The organism is Rubrivivax sp. A210 (assembly GCF_904426505.1).
Taxonomy (GTDB): domain Bacteria; phylum Pseudomonadota; class Gammaproteobacteria; order Burkholderiales; family Burkholderiaceae_C; genus Rubrivivax.
Window position 1 is genome coordinate 363,086 of the sequence record NZ_CAJGBN010000012.1, and the last position, 15,770, is coordinate 378,855.

Annotated in this window: 13 protein-coding genes and 3 tRNA genes; all 16 read right to left on the bottom strand. The window is 70.0% G+C overall.

Annotated elements, in window-relative coordinates:
- Positions 1–14: 14 nt before the first annotated feature.
- Positions 15–1,316 carry an HD-GYP domain-containing protein gene (locus JMV16_RS10455; protein WP_201494180.1) on the bottom strand — a complete coding sequence of 434 codons (1,302 nt, stop codon included), beginning with the start codon at positions 1,314–1,316 and terminating at the stop codon, positions 15–17.
- Between the two features lie 200 nt (positions 1,317–1,516).
- Positions 1,517–1,593, bottom strand: a tRNA-Asp gene (locus JMV16_RS10460).
- A 14-nt stretch (positions 1,594–1,607) separates the two neighbouring features.
- A tRNA-Glu gene (locus JMV16_RS10465) sits at positions 1,608–1,683 on the bottom strand.
- A 42-nt stretch (positions 1,684–1,725) separates the two neighbouring features.
- Positions 1,726–1,801, bottom strand: a tRNA-Ala gene (locus JMV16_RS10470).
- A 59-nt stretch (positions 1,802–1,860) separates the two neighbouring features.
- Positions 1,861–3,255 (bottom strand): glutamate--tRNA ligase, encoded by a 1,395-nt coding sequence (gene gltX / locus JMV16_RS10475; protein ID WP_201494181.1) that lies wholly within the window; start codon positions 3,253–3,255, stop codon positions 1,861–1,863.
- Entirely contained in the window at positions 3,252–4,451 is a 1,200-nt protein-coding gene (locus JMV16_RS10480) for an O-succinylhomoserine sulfhydrylase (RefSeq protein ID WP_201494182.1), read from the bottom strand. Before JMV16_RS10480 ends, gltX begins: the two co-directional genes overlap by 4 nt.
- Positions 4,448–5,992: an amidophosphoribosyltransferase gene (gene purF, locus JMV16_RS10485; protein WP_201494183.1), complete on the bottom strand. Its 1,545-nt coding sequence runs from the start codon at positions 5,990–5,992 to the stop codon at positions 4,448–4,450. Before purF ends, JMV16_RS10480 begins: the two co-directional genes overlap by 4 nt.
- Positions 5,993–6,020: 28 nt before the next feature.
- On the bottom strand, positions 6,021–6,530 hold the full coding sequence (locus JMV16_RS10490) for a CvpA family protein (RefSeq protein WP_236580453.1): 510 nt from the start codon (positions 6,528–6,530) through the stop codon (positions 6,021–6,023).
- On the bottom strand, positions 6,530–7,246 hold the full coding sequence (locus JMV16_RS10495) for an SPOR domain-containing protein (RefSeq protein WP_201494184.1): 717 nt from the start codon (positions 7,244–7,246) through the stop codon (positions 6,530–6,532). Before JMV16_RS10495 ends, JMV16_RS10490 begins: the two co-directional genes overlap by 1 nt.
- Before the next feature lie 63 nt (positions 7,247–7,309).
- Positions 7,310–8,614, bottom strand: a complete 1,305-nt coding sequence (gene folC, locus JMV16_RS10500; RefSeq protein ID WP_201494185.1) for a bifunctional tetrahydrofolate synthase/dihydrofolate synthase — start codon at positions 8,612–8,614, stop codon at positions 7,310–7,312.
- A 53-nt stretch (positions 8,615–8,667) separates the two neighbouring features.
- Positions 8,668–9,540 (bottom strand): acetyl-CoA carboxylase, carboxyltransferase subunit beta, encoded by an 873-nt coding sequence (gene accD, locus JMV16_RS10505; protein WP_201494186.1) that lies wholly within the window; start codon positions 9,538–9,540, stop codon positions 8,668–8,670.
- Between the two features lie 27 nt (positions 9,541–9,567).
- Positions 9,568–10,377, bottom strand: coding sequence for a tryptophan synthase subunit alpha (gene trpA, locus JMV16_RS10510; protein ID WP_201494187.1), 810 nt, complete (start codon positions 10,375–10,377; stop codon positions 9,568–9,570).
- Positions 10,374–11,612, bottom strand: coding sequence for a tryptophan synthase subunit beta (gene trpB, locus JMV16_RS10515; RefSeq protein ID WP_201494188.1), 1,239 nt, complete (start codon positions 11,610–11,612; stop codon positions 10,374–10,376). The genes trpA and trpB overlap by 4 nt, the downstream gene beginning before the upstream one ends.
- Positions 11,613–11,625: 13 nt before the next feature.
- Positions 11,626–12,264: a phosphoribosylanthranilate isomerase gene (locus tag JMV16_RS10520; protein ID WP_201494189.1), complete on the bottom strand. Its 639-nt coding sequence runs from the start codon at positions 12,262–12,264 to the stop codon at positions 11,626–11,628.
- Positions 12,265–12,276: 12 nt separating this feature from the next.
- The gene (gene truA / locus JMV16_RS10525; protein ID WP_236580454.1) at positions 12,277–13,083 is read right to left on the bottom strand and encodes a tRNA pseudouridine(38-40) synthase TruA; all 807 of its coding nucleotides are present in this window, start codon (positions 13,081–13,083) and stop codon (positions 12,277–12,279) included.
- Positions 13,076–15,622, bottom strand: coding sequence for a FimV/HubP family polar landmark protein (locus JMV16_RS10530; RefSeq protein ID WP_236580455.1), 2,547 nt, complete (start codon positions 15,620–15,622; stop codon positions 13,076–13,078). The genes truA and JMV16_RS10530 overlap by 8 nt, the downstream gene beginning before the upstream one ends.
- Between the last annotated feature and the right edge of the window lie 148 nt (positions 15,623–15,770).

Genomic DNA, 15,770 nt, shown 5'->3' on the forward strand with positions numbered 1-15,770 from the left:
GGGTGGCGCCGGGCTCAGCGTGTGCGGCGCAGCGCCTCGGGGTCTGCCCAGAGCTCGTCGATGTGGGTGAAGCGCGGCACGCCGTCCACCACGCGCGGCTCGCGGCCGACGATGCGGTCGGTGGTGCCGGGGCGCGACAGATCCAGCAGCGTCGGCGTGATGTGGAGCTGGGTCTTGGTCGAGAAGAAGACCTTGACCGTGGGCGCCACCAGATTGGCGGGATTCTGCTCGCACACCACGGCCAGGCGGCCCGAGGCCATGCGCACCAGCGAGCCCGTGGGATAGATGCCCAGGCTGCGCACGAAGGCGCCGAAGATGCGCTCGTCGAAATGGCCCTTCCACGAGGCCATGCGGGCGATGGACTCGGCCGGATCCCAGCCCTTCTTGTAGGGGCGGTTGGAGGTGATGGCGTCGTAGACGTCGCACACCGAGCCCATGCGGGCCAGCTGCGTGAAGGCCTCACCGCTGAGCTTGTCGGGGTAGCCGCTGCCGTCCACGCGCTCGTGGTGGTGCAGCACCACGTCGAGCATGGCCGCCGTGCTGCCGCCGCCTTCGGCCAGCAACTCGCGCCCTCGCTCAGGGTGGGTACGGATGATGGCGAACTCTTCCTCGGTGAGGCGGCCCGGCTTGTTGAGAACTTCGAGCGGCATCAGCGCCTTGCCGATGTCGTGCATCAGGCCGGCCAGGCCGGCGGCGCGGCAGGCGTCCTCGTCGAAACCCAACTGGCGTCCCAGCGCCACCATCAGCGCGCACACCGCCACGGAGTGCATGTAGCTGTAGTCGTCGACCGTCTTCAGGCGCGCCAGGCTGACCAGGGCGCCGGCATTGCGCGCCACCGAATTGCTGATTTCCTCCACCAGCGGCAGGCAGGTTTCGGGGTCTATGGTGTGGCCCATGCGGGCCTCGCCGAACATTGCCAGCACGGCCTCGCGGCCACGGTTGCAGATGGCGGCGGCCTGCTTGAGTTCAGCGCGCAGATCGGTCTGCGGTTCAGGGGGCCGCGGCGGCGCGGCCGGGGCCGCGGCGGCACCAGCCCGGGGCAGCGGCGGCGGCGCCTCGGGGCGGGCCTGGGCCGGCTCTGGATCGGGCTCCCGGGCGGGGGTCGGCAGGGTGGCATCGTCGGCGCCGGCCACGTCGAGGCCGAGGTCCACGTCGATCCAGCACTCATCGACGCCACAGGCCCGCAATTTCCTGAGATCGGCGGCGTCGTCAATGACGAAGCGCGTCTTCCAGAACGGATGGTCGATCCAGGAGCCCTCGAGCTTGTGCAAATGCATGCCCATGCGCAGTTGGCGCACCGGGATCTTTTTCAGCATGGGGTTCGCAAGGTCGAGGGACGTGAGGGACGGGCCATACCGATATCGGCTCGGCAAGCCCGGCGCTTGAGCCGCTACCGGCCGCGACCGTGCAGGCTGCCATGCTCCCGCGCAACTGTGACGCGTACCGCGCCGGCTCGAAGGCCAAGGCCAAAAGAAAAACGGATCAGCATCTCGCGAAGCTGACCCGTTTTAATGATTGGCGGAGTGGACGGGGCTCGAACCCGCGACCCCCGGCGTGACAGGCCGGTATTCTAACCAACTGAACTACCACTCCATGCCGGCTTGCGCTGGCGTCCCCAAGGGGATTCGAACCCCTGTTACAACCGTGAAAGGGTCGTGTCCTAGGCCTCTAGACGATGGGGACAAAGAATCCTCACCCCTTGAACAACGCTTCGCGCGGCAGTTTTGGTGGAGGTAAGCGGGATCGAACCGCTGACCTCTTGCATGCCATGCAAGCGCTCTCCCAGCTGAGCTATACCCCCGTTGTGTCTGCCGAAGGCGCTGTTCAAGCGAGCCTGTGACTATATACCAAAGGCCAATGTCATTGCAAGCGGCTCAGCACGATGTCGCGCGGGAACAGCGCCAGCACGGCGTCGACAGAGGGCGTCTGCGCCCGCCCGCAGACCAGCACGCGCACAGCCGGCGCCAGTTGCGGCATCTTGAGCTGATGCGCCGCCAGGGTCTCCTTCAGCGCCGCGGCGATGCCGGCCTTGTCCCAGGCCGCCGCGGCCAGGCGCTCGCGCAGGCCTGGCAACGCAGCGCGCACGGCGTCGTTGACGTGGGCCGACAGGTCGGCCTCAGCGGGCTGAACCGGGCGGAAAATCATTGACAGCCAGTCGGCCAGTTCCACCACGGTGCTGCAGCGGTCCTTGAACAGCGCCGCACCGCGCGCCAGCAGGCCGGCGTCGTCGGCGACGATGCCACGCCGCGCCAGTTGGTCGGCCACCAGTTCCGCCAGGCGGGCGTCGTCGGCCAGCTTCATGTAATGGGAGTTCACCCAGGCCAGCTTGGCCGGATCCCATTGCGCCGGGCTCTTGGCGAGGTGACTTCCGTCAAACCAGGCCACCATCTGCTCGCGCGTGAAGAGCTCGTCGTCGCCGTGGCTCCAGCCCAGGCGGGCCAGGTAGTTGAGCATGGCCTCGGGCAGGTAGCCGGCGTCCTGGTAGGCGGTGACGCTGACCGCGCCGCGGCGCTTGCTGAGCTTGAGGCCGTCATCGCCCAGGATGATGGGGCAGTGGCCGAAGCGCGGCAGCGGCGCACCCAGGGCCTTGAAGATGTTGATCTGCCAGGGCGTGTTGTTGATGTGCTCGTCGCCGCGGAAGACATGGGTGATGGCCATGTCCCAGTCGTCGACGACGACCGCGAAGTTGTAGGTCGGCACACCGTCGGGGCGCAGGATGATGAGATCGTCGATCTCCTCGTTGCGGATGGTGATGGGGCCCTTGACCAGGTCATCCCAGCTCACCGCCCCGCCCTCGGGGTTGGCGAAGCGCACCACAGGCTGCACGTCGGCCGGCGGCGGCGGCAACTGCTTGCCGGGCGCCGGGCGCCAGCGGCCGTCGTAGCGCGTCTTCTCGCCGCGGGCGCGCTGGGCCTCGCGCATGGCCTCCAGTTCGGCCGGTGTACACCAGCAGCGGTAGGCCGTGCCGGCGGCGATCATCTGCTCGACCACCGCCTGGTAGCGCACCAGGCGCTGCATCTGGTAGATCGGGCCCTCGTCGTGGGCCAGGCCCAGCCAGGCCATCGAAGCCAGGATCTGGTCGACCGAGTCCTGCGTCGAGCGGGCGACGTCGGTGTCCTCGATGCGCAGCACGAACTGGCCGCCGTGATGGCGCGCATAGGCCCAGGAATAGAGTGCGGTGCGCGCCGTGCCCAGGTGCAGAAAGCCGGTCGGGCTGGGCGCAATGCGGGTGCGGACGGTGGGTGCAGTGCTCATGACAGCGTGGCGAAGCCGCGTGCGAGGTCGGCCTTCAGGTCTTCGACATCCTCCAGCCCCACCGCCAGGCGCAGCACGCCCTGGGTGATGCCGGCGGCCTGGCGCTGGGCTTCGCTCAGGCGGCCGTGCGAGGTGGTGGCCGGGTGGGTGATGGTGGTCTTGGTGTCGCCGAGGTTGGCGGTGATCGAGCAGATGCGCGTGCCATCAACCACGGCCCAGGCGCCCGCACGTTCGCCCCTGACGGTGAAGGACACCACGGCACCCCCGATCCCCGACTGCTGGGCCATCGCCAGCTTGTGCTGCGGGTGCGACTCGAGGCCGGGGTAGTAGACACGCTCGACGGCCGGCTGGGCCTCGAGCCAGTGCGCCATCTCCAGCGCCCGTTCGCTCTGCGCCTTGAGGCGGATGGCCAGCGTCTCCATGCCCTTCAGCACGACCCAGGCGTTGAACGGCGACAGCGTCATGCCGGCGCTGCGCATGGTCGGCACGAACTTGGCGTCGATCAGCTCGGCCGGGCCGCACAGCGCGCCAGCGATGACCCGGCCCTGGCCGTCGAGGTACTTGGTGCCCGAGTGCATCACCAGGTCGGCGCCGAACTTCACCGGCTGTTGCAGCGCCGGGCTGCAGAAGCAGTTGTCCACCAGCAGCAGCGCGCCGCCGGCGTGCGCGATGTCGGCCAGCGCCGCGATGTCGCAGACCTCGGTGAGCGGGTTGTTCGGCGTCTCGGCGAACAGCAGCCGGGTGTTGGGCCGCATCGCCGTGTGCCATTCACCGGGGTCGGTCTGCGAGACGAAGCTGGTCTCGATGCCGAACTTGGCGAAATCCTGGAACAGCTTGATCGTCGAGCCGAACACGCCCTGCGAGCACACGACGTGGTCGCCCGCTTTCAGCAGGGACATGATGGTGATCAGGATGGCCGACATGCCGCTGGAAGTGGCGATGCAACCGCTCGTGCCTTCCAGCGCCGCCAGCCGCCGCTCCATCATCGTGACGGTGGGGTTGGAAAAGCGGCTGTAGACGAAGGCCTCTTCCTCGTTGGCGAAGCGCCGCGCCGCGGTGGCCGCGTCGGGGTGGACGAAGCTGCTGGTGAGGTACAGCGCCTCGGAGTTCTCGCCCCACTGCGAGGGCGGCAGGCCCTCGCGCACGGCCAGCGTCTCCAGCCGCGCATCGGCGGGCAGGTCGACCTTGGAAATCATGCACCCTCCTCGGCGTTCTGCAGTGCCAGCCGCGAACGGTTGCCCGCCGCGCCTTCCTCGCCGCCGCCCTGCTCGTCGTCGAACTGCAGGCGGCGCTGGGCCTCGAGGGTGGCGAAATCGGCGGCGCTCACGTCGCCGGTGATGTAGTGGCCGTCGAAGCAGCTGGCCTCGAAGCCGGCCAGTTGCGGGTTGAGCGCGCCGACGACGCGCTTCATCGCGTCGACCTCCTGGTAGATCAGCTGGTCGGCGCCGATGAAGGCACGGATCTCCTCGATGCTGCGGCCATGGGCGATCAACTCGTCCTTGGTCGGCATGTCGATGCCGTAGACGTTGGGGTGGCGCACCGGCGGCGCCGCGCTGGCCATGTAGACCTTGCGCGCCCCGGCCTCGCGCGCCATCTGCACGATTTCCTTGCTGGTGGTGCCGCGCACGATGCTGTCATCCACCAGCAGCACATTGCGGCCCTTGAACTCCATGCCGATGGCATTGAGCTTCTGGCGCACGCTCTTCTTGCGCACGCTTTGGCCCGGCATGATGAAGGTGCGGCCCACGTAGCGGTTCTTGACGAAGCCCTCGCGGTAGGGCTTGCCCAGGCGGTGGGCCAGCTGCATCGCGCTCGGCCGGCTCGATTCGGGGATGGGAATGACGACGTCGATCTCGCTCGGCGGCAGGGTCGAGATCACGCGCTGGGCCAGCGTCTCGCCCAGATTGAGGCGGGCGTGGTAGACCGAGATGCCGTCGAGCACCGAATCGGGCCGCGCCAGGTAGACGAACTCGAACATGCAGGGGTTGAGACTGGGGTGGTCGGCGCACTGGCGCGCGTGCACCTTGCCCTGCAGGTCGACGAAGATGGCCTCGCCGGGGGCGACATCGCGCGTCAGCGCGTGGCCGGTGCCGACCAGGGCCACCGATTCGCTGGCCACCATCACGCCGCGCTCGCCGTCGGGGCTGCCTTCGCCGAAGCAAAGCGGGCGAATGCCGTAGGGATCACGGAAGGCCAGCAGGCCGTGGCCGGCAATCAGCGCGATCACCGCATAGCTGCCTTTGATGCGCCGATGCACCGCGCCCACCGCCTTGAAGATCTGCTCGGGTGTGAGCGGCAGGTCGCGCGCCACCATTTCCAGCTCGTGGGCGAGCACATTGATCAGCACCTCGGTGTCGCTGCCGGTGTTGATGTGGCGGCGATCAACCTGGAACAGTTCTTCCTTCAGCGCCGCGGCATTGGTGAGATTGCCGTTGTGGACCAGCACGATGCCGTAAGGCGCGTTGACGTAGAAGGGCTGGGCCTCTTCCTCGCTGTAGGCATTGCCGGCCGTGGGGTAGCGCACCTGGCCCAGGCCGACGTTGCCCGGCAGGCCGCGCATATTGCGGGTGCGGAAGACATCGCGCACCATGCCGCGCGCCTTGTGCATGAAGCACTTGTTGTCCTGCATCGTGACGATGCCGGCCGCGTCCTGGCCGCGGTGCTGCAGCAGCAGCAGCGCGTCGTAGATGAGCTGGTTGACGGGCGAATTGGCGATGACGCCGACGATGCCGCACATGGGGTTGAGCTTCCTCTTCAGGCGCCGTTCAGGCGCGTATCCGGCGTGCCACGGCCTCGGGCAGCAAAGGTTCGAGCGACAGCAGCGTCGCCGTGAGCCAGCGCCCGCCCTGGGCCGCGCGCCAAGCCGTGGATTGTGCGGCCGGCGTGAGCGCGACGACCAGGGCCACCGCCAGCAGCAGCACGCCCCCGCGCAGCAGGCCGAAAACGGCGCCCAGCAGCCGGTCGGGGATGGACAGCGGCGTGGCGTGGATGAGCAGGCGCACCAGCCGCGCCAGCAGGCCCCAGACGATCATCGCGGCGATGAAGACGAGGGCGAAGGCCGCCGCCAGGTTGAGCGAGGAACCCGGCGCGCCCAGCGGCAGATGGGGCGCCAGCTGCGGCGCCACCCATTGCGCGCCGAACCAGGCCACCAGCCAGCCGGCCAGCGACAGGCATTCGAAGACGAAGCCGCGCACCAGGCCGACCACGATGGACAGCGCCAGCACCGCCAGCAGCGCCCAGTCAACCCAGGGCAGGTCGGGCAGGCCCATGCCCATCAGAGCGCCAGCACATTGCCGCCCAGCCCGGCGCGCTTGAGTCTGGCTACCGTGGCCTCGGCCTCGGCGCGGCTGTCGAAGGGGCCCACGCGCACCCGCGTGCGCTTGCCGGCATCGCCCTCGATGACCTGGGTATAGGTCTTGAGGCCCAGCTTCTCGACCCGCTGGCGCGCCTCGCGCAGGGTGTTGGCGTCGGTGAAGGCGCCGACCTGGACAACGAAGCGCGCAGCGGAGGGCACCGAGGCCGGTGCGCTGGCGGGCCTTGGCGGCGGCGCTGTGGGTGTCGCTGCCGTGACCGACGCCTGGGGCGCGGCCGGCTTGAGCTGGGGCTGTGGCTTGGGCTGCGGTGCCTGCACCGGCGCGAGCGCAGGCTGCGCCGGCGCAGCCGATGCCGATGCCGCAACAGCCGGCAGCTCGGCCTCGGCATCCGCCGGCGGCAGCGCCGGTGGCGGCGTGGCAGCCCGCTTGGGCGCCGGCGGCGGCGCCTCGGCGGCATCGCCGCGCTGCACCAGGATGGGCGTGTTCAGCGGCAGCGGTCGCGGCTGGGTCTCGAAGATCAGCGGGAAGACGACGACGCCGGCCACCAGCAGCACCAGGGCGCCCACCAGGCGCTGACGGGCGCGGCGGCGCGCCAGCGCGATGGCCTCGGGCTCGTCGGCGGGCGGCCGGGGTCGCTCGGTGGCGGGCTCCCGGGGACGCAAGAACGGCAAACGCATGAGCGGGGAGCGGGAGTCTGGAGGCGGGGCGGATGCGGGGGCTGCGGCGGGGCCGGCGGCCCGTCAGCCCAGGTGGGGCGCCGAGAGCCTGGGCAGGCCGTCGCGCATCACACCGCCCACTGTGTGGAAGGAGCCGAAGACGACGATTCTATCGGCCGGGTCGGCGACGGCCGCCGCCGCCTGCAGCGCCGTGGCTGGGCCGGCGTGGCGATGCACCTCCGGCGGGCCACCGAGGCGGCCGGCGCTGTGTTCGGTCACCAGCGTGGCCAACTCTTCGGCCGTGGCAGCGCGCGGCGGCGGAAGGCTGCAGCAGTGCCAGGTGTCGACCAGGGGCGCCATCGCCCGCACCAGGCCGGCGACGTCCTTGTCGCGCATGGCGCCGAAGACCGCGTGCGTTCGCGGGAAGAAGCCCATGGCGTCGAGATTGAGCGCCAGCGCACCCACGGCCTGCGGGTTGTGGGCCACGTCCAGCACCAGGGCCGGCTGCCCCGGCACGATCTGGAAACGGCCCGGCAGCTCGACCAGGGCCAGGCCCGTGCGCACCGCCTGCGCGTTGATGGGCAGGCGATCGCGCAGCGCAATCAGCGCGGCGATGGCGCCCGAGGCATTCAGCAGCTGGTTGGCGCCGCGCAGCGCCGGGTAGGACATGCCGTGGTAGCGGCGACCGCGGCCGCTCCAGCTCCACTGCTGGCGGTCGCCGGCGTGGTTGTAGTCGCGGCCTATCAGCCACAGGTCGGCACCCACGGCCTGGGCATGGGCCTGAAGGCTGGCGGGCGGCAGCGGATCGCTGACGATGCAGGGCCGGCCGGCGCGCATGATCTGCGCCTTCTCGGCGGCGATGCTTTCGCGGTCGCTGCCCAGCCATTCGGTGTGGTCGAGAGCGATGCTGGTGATGACGGCGCAGTCGGTGTCGAAGGCGTTGACCGAGTCATAGCGCCCGCCCAGGCCGACCTCAAGGATGATGAGGTCGAGTTCGGCCATCGACAGCAGGCGCACGATGGCCAGCGTGGTGAACTCGAACTGGGTCAGCGTGGTGCCGCCGCGCGCCGCCTCGACGGCCGCGAAATGCGGCAGCAGGTCGGCCGCCGCCACCGGCGCACCGCCTAGGCGGCAGCGTTCGGTGAAATGCACCAGCTCGGGCTTTTGGTAGAGGCCGACGCGGTAGCCGGCGCAGCGCGCAATGCTGTCGATCATGGCGCAGGTCGAGCCCTTGCCATTGGTGCCGGCCACCGTGATCACCGGCACCGTGAACTGGATGCCCAGGCGCCGCGCGACCTCGACCGTGCGCTCGAGCGACAGGTCCATGGTCTTGGGGTGCATGGCCGCGCAATGGGCCAGCCAGTCGTCGAGGGTGGCGGGATTGCTCATCAAAAGGCAACGGGCCGCGAACGGCCCGCCTGGCAGGGATAAGGGAGGTGGCTCTAGGCGACGGCGTCGGCGCTTTGCCGTTGGAGCATGGCCAGGATGCGGGCAATGCGCGAGCGCAGCTGGCGGCGGTCGCAGATCATGTCCAGCGCGCCGGTGCCGAGCAGGAATTCGCTGCGCTGGAAGCCCTCGGGCAGCTTCTCGCGCACGGTGTTCTCGATCACGCGCGGACCGGCAAAGCCGATCAGCGCCTTGGGCTCGGCAATCACGACATCGCCGACGAAGGCAAAGCTGGCCGAGACGCCGCCCATCGTGGGGTCGCACAGCACGCTGATGTAAGGCAGGCGCGCCTTCGCCAGGCGGGTGAGCGAGGCATTGGTCTTGGCCATCTGCAGCAGGCTCAGCAGGCCTTCCTGCATGCGCGCGCCGCCGGTGGCGCTGAAGCTGATGAAGGGCACCTTTTGCTCCACCGCGGCCTCGACGCCACGCACAAAGCGCTCGCCCACCACGCTGCCCATGCTGCCACCCATGAACTCGAACTCGAAGCAGGCGGCCACCACCGGCACGCTCATCACCGCGCCACCCACCACCACCATGGCGTCGGTCTCGCCGGTGGCCTCGAGCGCGGCCTTCAGGCGTTGCGGGTACTTCTTGCTGTCCTTGAACTTGAGCGCGTCGACCGGCATCACTTCCTGGCCGATCTCCCAGCGCCCTTCGGGGTCGAGGAAGGCGTCGAGCCGGGCGCGCGCACCGATGCGGTGGTGGTGGTCGCACTTGGGGCAGACATTGAGGTTCTGCTCGAGGTCGGTCTTGTAGAGCACCGTCTCGCAGGACGGGCACTTGATCCACAGACCCTCGGGCACGACGCGGCGCTCGGCCGGGTCGGTGGGCTGGATCTTGGGCGGCAGCAGTTTCTCGAGCCAACTCATGGGTTCACCACCTCGCAAAGCACGGACTCAGGCATCCAGGGCGGCGCGGATTTCGGCCATGAAGGCCTGCGCCGCGGAAGTCGCATTGTCGCGCGTCTGGCTTTCAAGTATCTGGATCAGGCGCGAGCCGATCACCACCGCGTCGGCCACCGCGCCGACGGCGCGCGCCGTGGCGGCATCGCGGATGCCGAAGCCCACGCCCACCGGCACGCTGACATGGCGGCGTATGCGCGGCACCATCTCGGCCACCGCCGCGGTGTCCAGGTGGCCGGCGCCGGTGACGCCTTTGAGCGAGACGTAGTAGACATAGCCGCTGGCGATGCGGCCCACCTGCTGCATGCGCTGCTCGGTGGAAGTGGGCGCAAGCAGGAAGATCAGGTCCAGGCCTACGGCCTTCAGCTGGGCGGCAAAGGCCTCGCATTCCTCGGGCGGGTAGTCCACCACCAGCAGGCCGTCCACCCCCGCTGCTGCGGCGTCGCGGATGAAGCTGCCGGCACCATGGCGCTGGTCGTAGCGCTCCACCGGATTGGCATAGCCCATCAGCACCACCGGCGTGCGGTCGTTGCCCTTGCGGAAGGCGCGCACCATGTCCAGCACCTGCGTGGCGCCTATGCCGCGGGCCAACGCGCGCTCGCTGGCCTTCTGGATCACCGGGCCGTCGGCCATGGGGTCGCTGAAAGGCACGCCCAGCTCGATGATGTCGGCGCCGCCATCGGCCAGCGCCTGCATGATCTGTGGCGTGGCGTCGGCAAACGGGTCGCCTGCCGTGACGTAGGGAATCAGCGCCTTGCGGCCGTGGGCCGCGAGCGCGGCCAGCGTGGCCTGGATGCGGCTCATTGCTTCACCTTCTGGCCGCTGCATGAGGGCCGGCAGTAGAACTCGGCGCCGCTGAGATCGGCCACCGTACCGATGTCCTTGTCGCCTCGTCCGGACAGGTTGACCAGCAGGTGCTGGTCGGGCCGCATCGTCGCCGCCAGCTTCATCGCGTAAGCCACGGCGTGGCTGGATTCCAGCGCCGGGATGATGCCCTCGGTGCGGCACAGGCGGTGGAAGGCGGCGAGCGCTTCGTCGTCGGTGATGGCCACGTATTCGGCGCGGCCGATGTCCTTGAGGTAGGCGTGCTCGGGGCCGACGCCGGGGTAGTCGAGGCCGGCCGAGATGCTGTGCGTCTCGGTGATCTGGCCGTTGTCGTCCTGCAGCAGGTAGGTGCGGTTGCCGTGCAGCACGCCGGGGCTGCCGGCGGTGAGGCTGGCCGAGTGCTTGCCGCTGGCCAGGCCCAGGCCGGCGGCCTCGACGCCGATCAGCCGCGTGCCCTCATAGGGGATGTAGGGGTAGAACAGGCCCATCGCGTTGCTGCCGCCGCCGACGCAGGCGATCACCGCGTCGGGTTGCCTGCCGGTCTGCTCGGGCATTTGCACGAGGCATTCGTCGCCGATGACGCGCTGGAAGTCGCGCACCATCATCGGATAGGGATGGGGCCCGGCCACCGTGCCGATGATGTAGAAGGTGTTCTCGACGTGGGTGACCCAGTCGCGCAGGGCCTCGTTGAGCGCGTCCTTGAGCGTCTTGCTGCCCGATTCCACCGGCACCACGCGTGCACCCAGCAGGTGCATGCGGTAGACATTGGGGCTCTGGCGCTTGACGTCTTCGCTGCCCATGTAGACCACGCATTCCATGCCGTAGCGGGCGCAGATGGTGGCGGTGGCCACGCCGTGCTGGCCGGCGCCGGTCTCGGCGATGACGCGCGGCTTGCCCATGCGGCGCGCCAGCAGGGCCTGGCCTATGGTGTTGTTGACCTTGTGCGCGCCGGTGTGGTTCAAGTCTTCGCGCTTGAGGTGGATCTGGGCGCCGCCGATCTCGCTGGACAAGCGCGCCGCGTGGTAGACCGGGCTGGGCCGGCCGACGAAGTGCTTCAGTTCGCGCCTGAACTCGGCCACGAACTCGGGGTCGGCGCGGTACTTTGCGTAGGCGTCCTCGAGCTCGTGAAGCGCGTGGATCAGGGTCTCGGCGACGAAGGTGCCGCCATAAGGGCCGAAATGCCCGCGGGCATCGGGCTGGGTGTACTCGAACATGATGGGGGGATTCCTATAGGGCGGCGAGCCGGGCATCGGCTTCGCGCACCGCCTTGCAGAACCGGCGCATCAGCGGGCCGCTCTTGAGGCCCTTGCCGATCTCGACGCCGGAGCTCACGTCAACGGCCCAGGGCCGGACGGCGAGCACCCCTTCGGTCACGTTGGCAGGATTCAACCCACCAGACAAAACGACCGGAAGGGGCACGCTTGGTGGAATCAGTGACCAATCGAAGACCTTCCCGCTGCCGCCATAGCCGTCGACATGGGTGTCGAGCAGCAGCGCCTGGGCGCCGGCGAATTCAGCCGCGAAGTCTAGCAAATCGAAGCCCGGCGCCATGCGCGCGGCGCGCAGGTAGGGGCGGTCGGCGCTGTCGCACTGGGCCGGCGTCTCGTCGCCGTGAAACTGCAGCAGCGCCTGCGGCAGGGCCTCGCTGGCCGAGCGCAGCGACTGCGGCGTGGCGTTGACGAAGAGCAGCACCGGCGTCACGAAAGGCGGCAGGCGGCCCGCCAGTTCGATGGCGCGCGCCAGCGGCACATGGCGCGCGCTGCGCTCGTAGAGCACGAAGCCCAGCGCATCGGCGCCGGCGTCGACGGCCTCGTCAACATCGGCCTCGCGCGTGAGGCCGCAGATCTTGATGCGGGTGCGGCTCATGGCCGCGGACTTTCAGGGCAGCCAGTCGTGGGCCGGCACATGGTCGGGGATGGCATGGTCGGCATCGTAGTACGGCCCGAGAAAGTAGAGTCCCTCGGCACCGAAGGTGGGTGCGGCGGCATCGCGGCTGCGTGCGGCCAGCACCTCGGCCATCCACCCCGGAGGCATGCGCCCGCAGCCCACCGCGAGCAGGCTGCCGACGATGTTGCGCACCATGTGATGGAGGAAGGCATTGCCGTCGAAATCGAAGCGCCAGTAGGCGCCACGCCGCGAGACTTCAATCTTGCGAAGCGTCTTCACCGGCGTCGGCGACTGGCAGGCGGCGGCGCGAAAAGAGCTGAAATCGTGCTCGCCGATGAGTGCGGCGGCGGCGGCGCGCATGGCCTGGCCGTCCAGTGGCCGGAAGGTCCAGCCAACGGCGCCGCTCTCCAGCGCCGGCCGCACGGGGGACTCAAGCACCAGATGGCGGTAGCGGCGCCCGCGTGCGCTGTTGCGGGCGTGGAAGGTGCCGGCCACCGGGCGGCACCACTGCACGGCGATGTCGGCCGGCAGGTAGCGGTTCGTGCCGCGCACCCAGGCAAACGGGTCGCGGTCAAGGGCGGTGTCGAGGTGGACGACCTGGTTCAGGGCGTGTACGCCGGCGTCGGTGCGGCCGGCGCAGACCGTCACCACCGGCTGATCGGCAAAGGCCGAGAGTGCGGCCTCCAGATGATCCTGCACCGTGCGGCCGTCGGGCTGCGACTGCCAGCCGTGGTAGGCCCGGCCGCGGTAGGCCAGACCCAGCGCCAGACGCTGCCCGGCGCCGGGAGAATCAGCCAAGCTTGTCGAGCATGCCCTGGGCCTTGGCCTGCAGCGAGCCGGTGGCCTTGGACACGACCTCCTCGAGCAGGTCGCGCGCGCCTTCCATGTCGCCGATCTGGCGGAATTCCTCGGCCAGTTCGAGCTTGCGTGACAGCGGGTCGCCCTCGCCCAACGCCGGCTCATCCAACGGCGCGTGGTCGGAGCCGATGCTGAAATCGCCGAAGTCGAGCGAGGAATCGGGCGCCGGCGCCGGGGTCGGCGCCGTGGGCGTGGTGTTGGGGATGGTCAGGTCGCCGAGGTCGAAATCGAGGCCATCACTCTCGGGCTTGCGCGGCAGGGCCACGGTGGGCGGCACTTCCTGCACCTGCTGCGCCACCGGGCGCGGCACCGGCACGGTGCCCGGGATTTCGTCGCCGAGGCTGAAATCGAGCGTCGAGTCGCCGCCCAGCGCCGCCTCGGTGGTGATGCGCTGCGTGGCCTCTGAGGGCAGTTCGGGGCCGTCGGGCAGCGGCAGGTCGAGGTCGAGGTCGATGCTGCCGTCGTCGTCGTGGCCTCCATCGAGCGTCGCATCGGCGGCCGGCTGGAAGGCCGCCGGCGCCACCGGCGCGGTATAGGGCACGGTCGAGGCACCGAGAGGCTCCACCACCTGGCCCGAGACGCCGCGCACCTCGTCCGGGCGTCCGCCGGGCTGGTAGAGCACGTTCTCGGGGTCGATGCTCTGGCCCAGGGCCTGGGCCTTGGACCAGTCTTCGCCCTCACCGTGGGTGAGGTTGAACATCTGCGAGGCCAGCAGTTCGAAGCCCTTGGTGTCGCGCCGCTTGGCATAGACCTCAAGCAGCTTGGAGCGTATGGCCATGCGCTCGGGCGTGGCGCGCATCGCTTCCTTGAGGATTTCCTCGGCCTGCAGGTCGCGGCCATAGGCCAGGTAGACATCGGCCTCGGCCACCGGGTCGACATCGCCAATCGCGTCGAGCTGCGACAGCGAATAGCTCATCGAAGAAGAGTTGCCGGTGGTGCTGGCGCTGGCCTCGCGGGTGTCGACGCGCTGGCCGCCGCTGGCGCCGAAGAAGGAGTCGGGCTGCAGCCGGCTTTCGAGGAAGGAAGTTTCGCCAGCCTGCTTGCGGAACCGGCCGCGCAGCCGGTACAGGCCGACGCCGCCCAGCAGCGCCACCAGCACGCCGGCCGCCGGCAAGGCGAAGGAGTTCTCGAGCAGGGAGTCGATGAAGCTGGGTTCCTCGGGCGTGGGCACCGGGGTCGCGCGCTTCGGGGCGGGTGCAGAGGCGGGCACGGGCGCGGGCGCCGGTGCCGATGCCACCGGCGGGGGCGCGGGCACCGCCACTGGCAGCGCCGGGGTGGCGGCCGAAGCCGGCGGCGGGGCCACCGGCGCCGGTGCGGGCGCAGGAGCCGGGGCAGCTGCCACAGGGGCCGGAGCCGGCGCGGCCGGCTTGGCCGGCGTGGACGACTCCTGCAGCTTCTTCAGTTCGGCGACGTTGCGGGCCAACTCGGCTACGCGCTGGTCGGCGGCCTTCTTCTCGGCTTCCTTGGAGGCCTTGGCCTCGGGCGCCGAGGCCTTCACACCGCCCTGCGACAGTTGCAGGCGGTCGGGCGTGGCGGTAGCGGCCTGCTTGCGGTCGTCGACCTGGGTCTGCACCTTGCCAGTGGCCTGGCGCGCGGGCGCGGCTTCGGCAGCGCTGGTCGCACCGGCCGCCAGGCGCTGGCGGTAGGCGGCGAAGTCGGCGCTCTGGGCGACGATGAGTTCGCGCGCTTCCTGAGAGCCGATCTTGGCCGCTTCGGCAGCCGCCGGTACGGTGAGCACGGCACCGGCGCGCAGCCGGTTCATGTTCTCGCCAACGAAGGCATCGGGGTTGGTGCGGAACAGCGAGACCAGCATCTGGTCGAGCGAGACGCCCGGGCGCTGGGCACGTCCGGCGACACGGCTGAGCGAATCACCGGGCCGCACGGTCACGCTGTCGGCGCCGGCTGGCGGCGGCTTGGGCGCATCGGCCGGCTTGGCGCGCGGCGCGTCGGCGGCAGCGGCCTTGGGCGGCGTGGTGCGCACAGCGGTGGCCGGCGCCGTGGGCGCCGGTGCAGGTGCTGCGACGGCCGCGGTGGCGGGCGAGGCGGCCGGTGCCGGTGCCGGGGCAGCGATCACGGGAGCGGCGGAAGGAGCCGGCGCCGGGCGGGCGGTGGGCGGATCGAAGAGCAGCGTGTACTCGCGCACCAGGCGGCCCGAGGTCCAGGTGGCTTCGAGGATGAGGTCGACGAAGGGTTCGAGGACCGCACGGTCGCTGCTCAGACGCAGCACCTGGCGGCCATCGGCGCGTTTCACGACCTGCACCGTCGCCGAAGGCAACGCGGCGTTGTATTCGACACCAGCGGCGCGGTAGGCCTCGGGCGGCGCCACGCGCAGCTTGAGCGATGAAGCCTCTTCCGGCGTGATGCTGGTGACTTCGATTTCGGCACGCAGCGCTTCGCCGAGCGCCGATTGCACGCTCAGTCGCCCCAGGCCCAGCGCAGCCGCGTGCGAGCCCCACAGGCAGGCGGTGGCGAGTGCCACACCCTTGAGCGCAAAACGCGCAGCATTTGTCGAGCGATGTTTCAAGGCATTTCCCCCACGCGATCGGTCGGCACTCAGCCAGCTTCTGGCCGCCGTCTCTTCATGCCACCCGGCACCTGGCACGGACGCCAAGCACCTGAACGGCGGA

What these genes read in the sequence shown, in the direction of transcription:
- JMV16_RS10455 (WP_201494180.1), bottom strand. Translation starts at nt 1,316, where the DNA reads ATGCTGAAAAAGATCCCGGTGCGCCAACTGCGCATGGGCATGCATTTG.
- gltX (WP_201494181.1), bottom strand. Translation starts at nt 3,255, where the DNA reads ATGAGCACTGCACCCACCGTCCGCACCCGCATTGCGCCCAGCCCGACC.
- JMV16_RS10480 (WP_201494182.1), bottom strand. Translation starts at nt 4,451, where the DNA reads ATGATTTCCAAGGTCGACCTGCCCGCCGATGCGCGGCTGGAGACGCTG.
- purF (WP_201494183.1), bottom strand. Translation starts at nt 5,992, where the DNA reads ATGTGCGGCATCGTCGGCGTCATCGCCAATTCGCCCGTCAACCAGCTC.
- JMV16_RS10490 (WP_236580453.1), bottom strand. Translation starts at nt 6,530, where the DNA reads ATGGGCATGGGCCTGCCCGACCTGCCCTGGGTTGACTGGGCGCTGCTG.
- JMV16_RS10495 (WP_201494184.1), bottom strand. Translation starts at nt 7,246, where the DNA reads ATGCGTTTGCCGTTCTTGCGTCCCCGGGAGCCCGCCACCGAGCGACCC.
- folC (WP_201494185.1), bottom strand. Translation starts at nt 8,614, where the DNA reads ATGAGCAATCCCGCCACCCTCGACGACTGGCTGGCCCATTGCGCGGCC.
- accD (WP_201494186.1), bottom strand. Translation starts at nt 9,540, where the DNA reads ATGAGTTGGCTCGAGAAACTGCTGCCGCCCAAGATCCAGCCCACCGAC.
- trpA (WP_201494187.1), bottom strand. Translation starts at nt 10,377, where the DNA reads ATGAGCCGCATCCAGGCCACGCTGGCCGCGCTCGCGGCCCACGGCCGC.
- trpB (WP_201494188.1), bottom strand. Translation starts at nt 11,612, where the DNA reads ATGTTCGAGTACACCCAGCCCGATGCCCGCGGGCATTTCGGCCCTTAT.
- JMV16_RS10520 (WP_201494189.1), bottom strand. Translation starts at nt 12,264, where the DNA reads ATGAGCCGCACCCGCATCAAGATCTGCGGCCTCACGCGCGAGGCCGAT.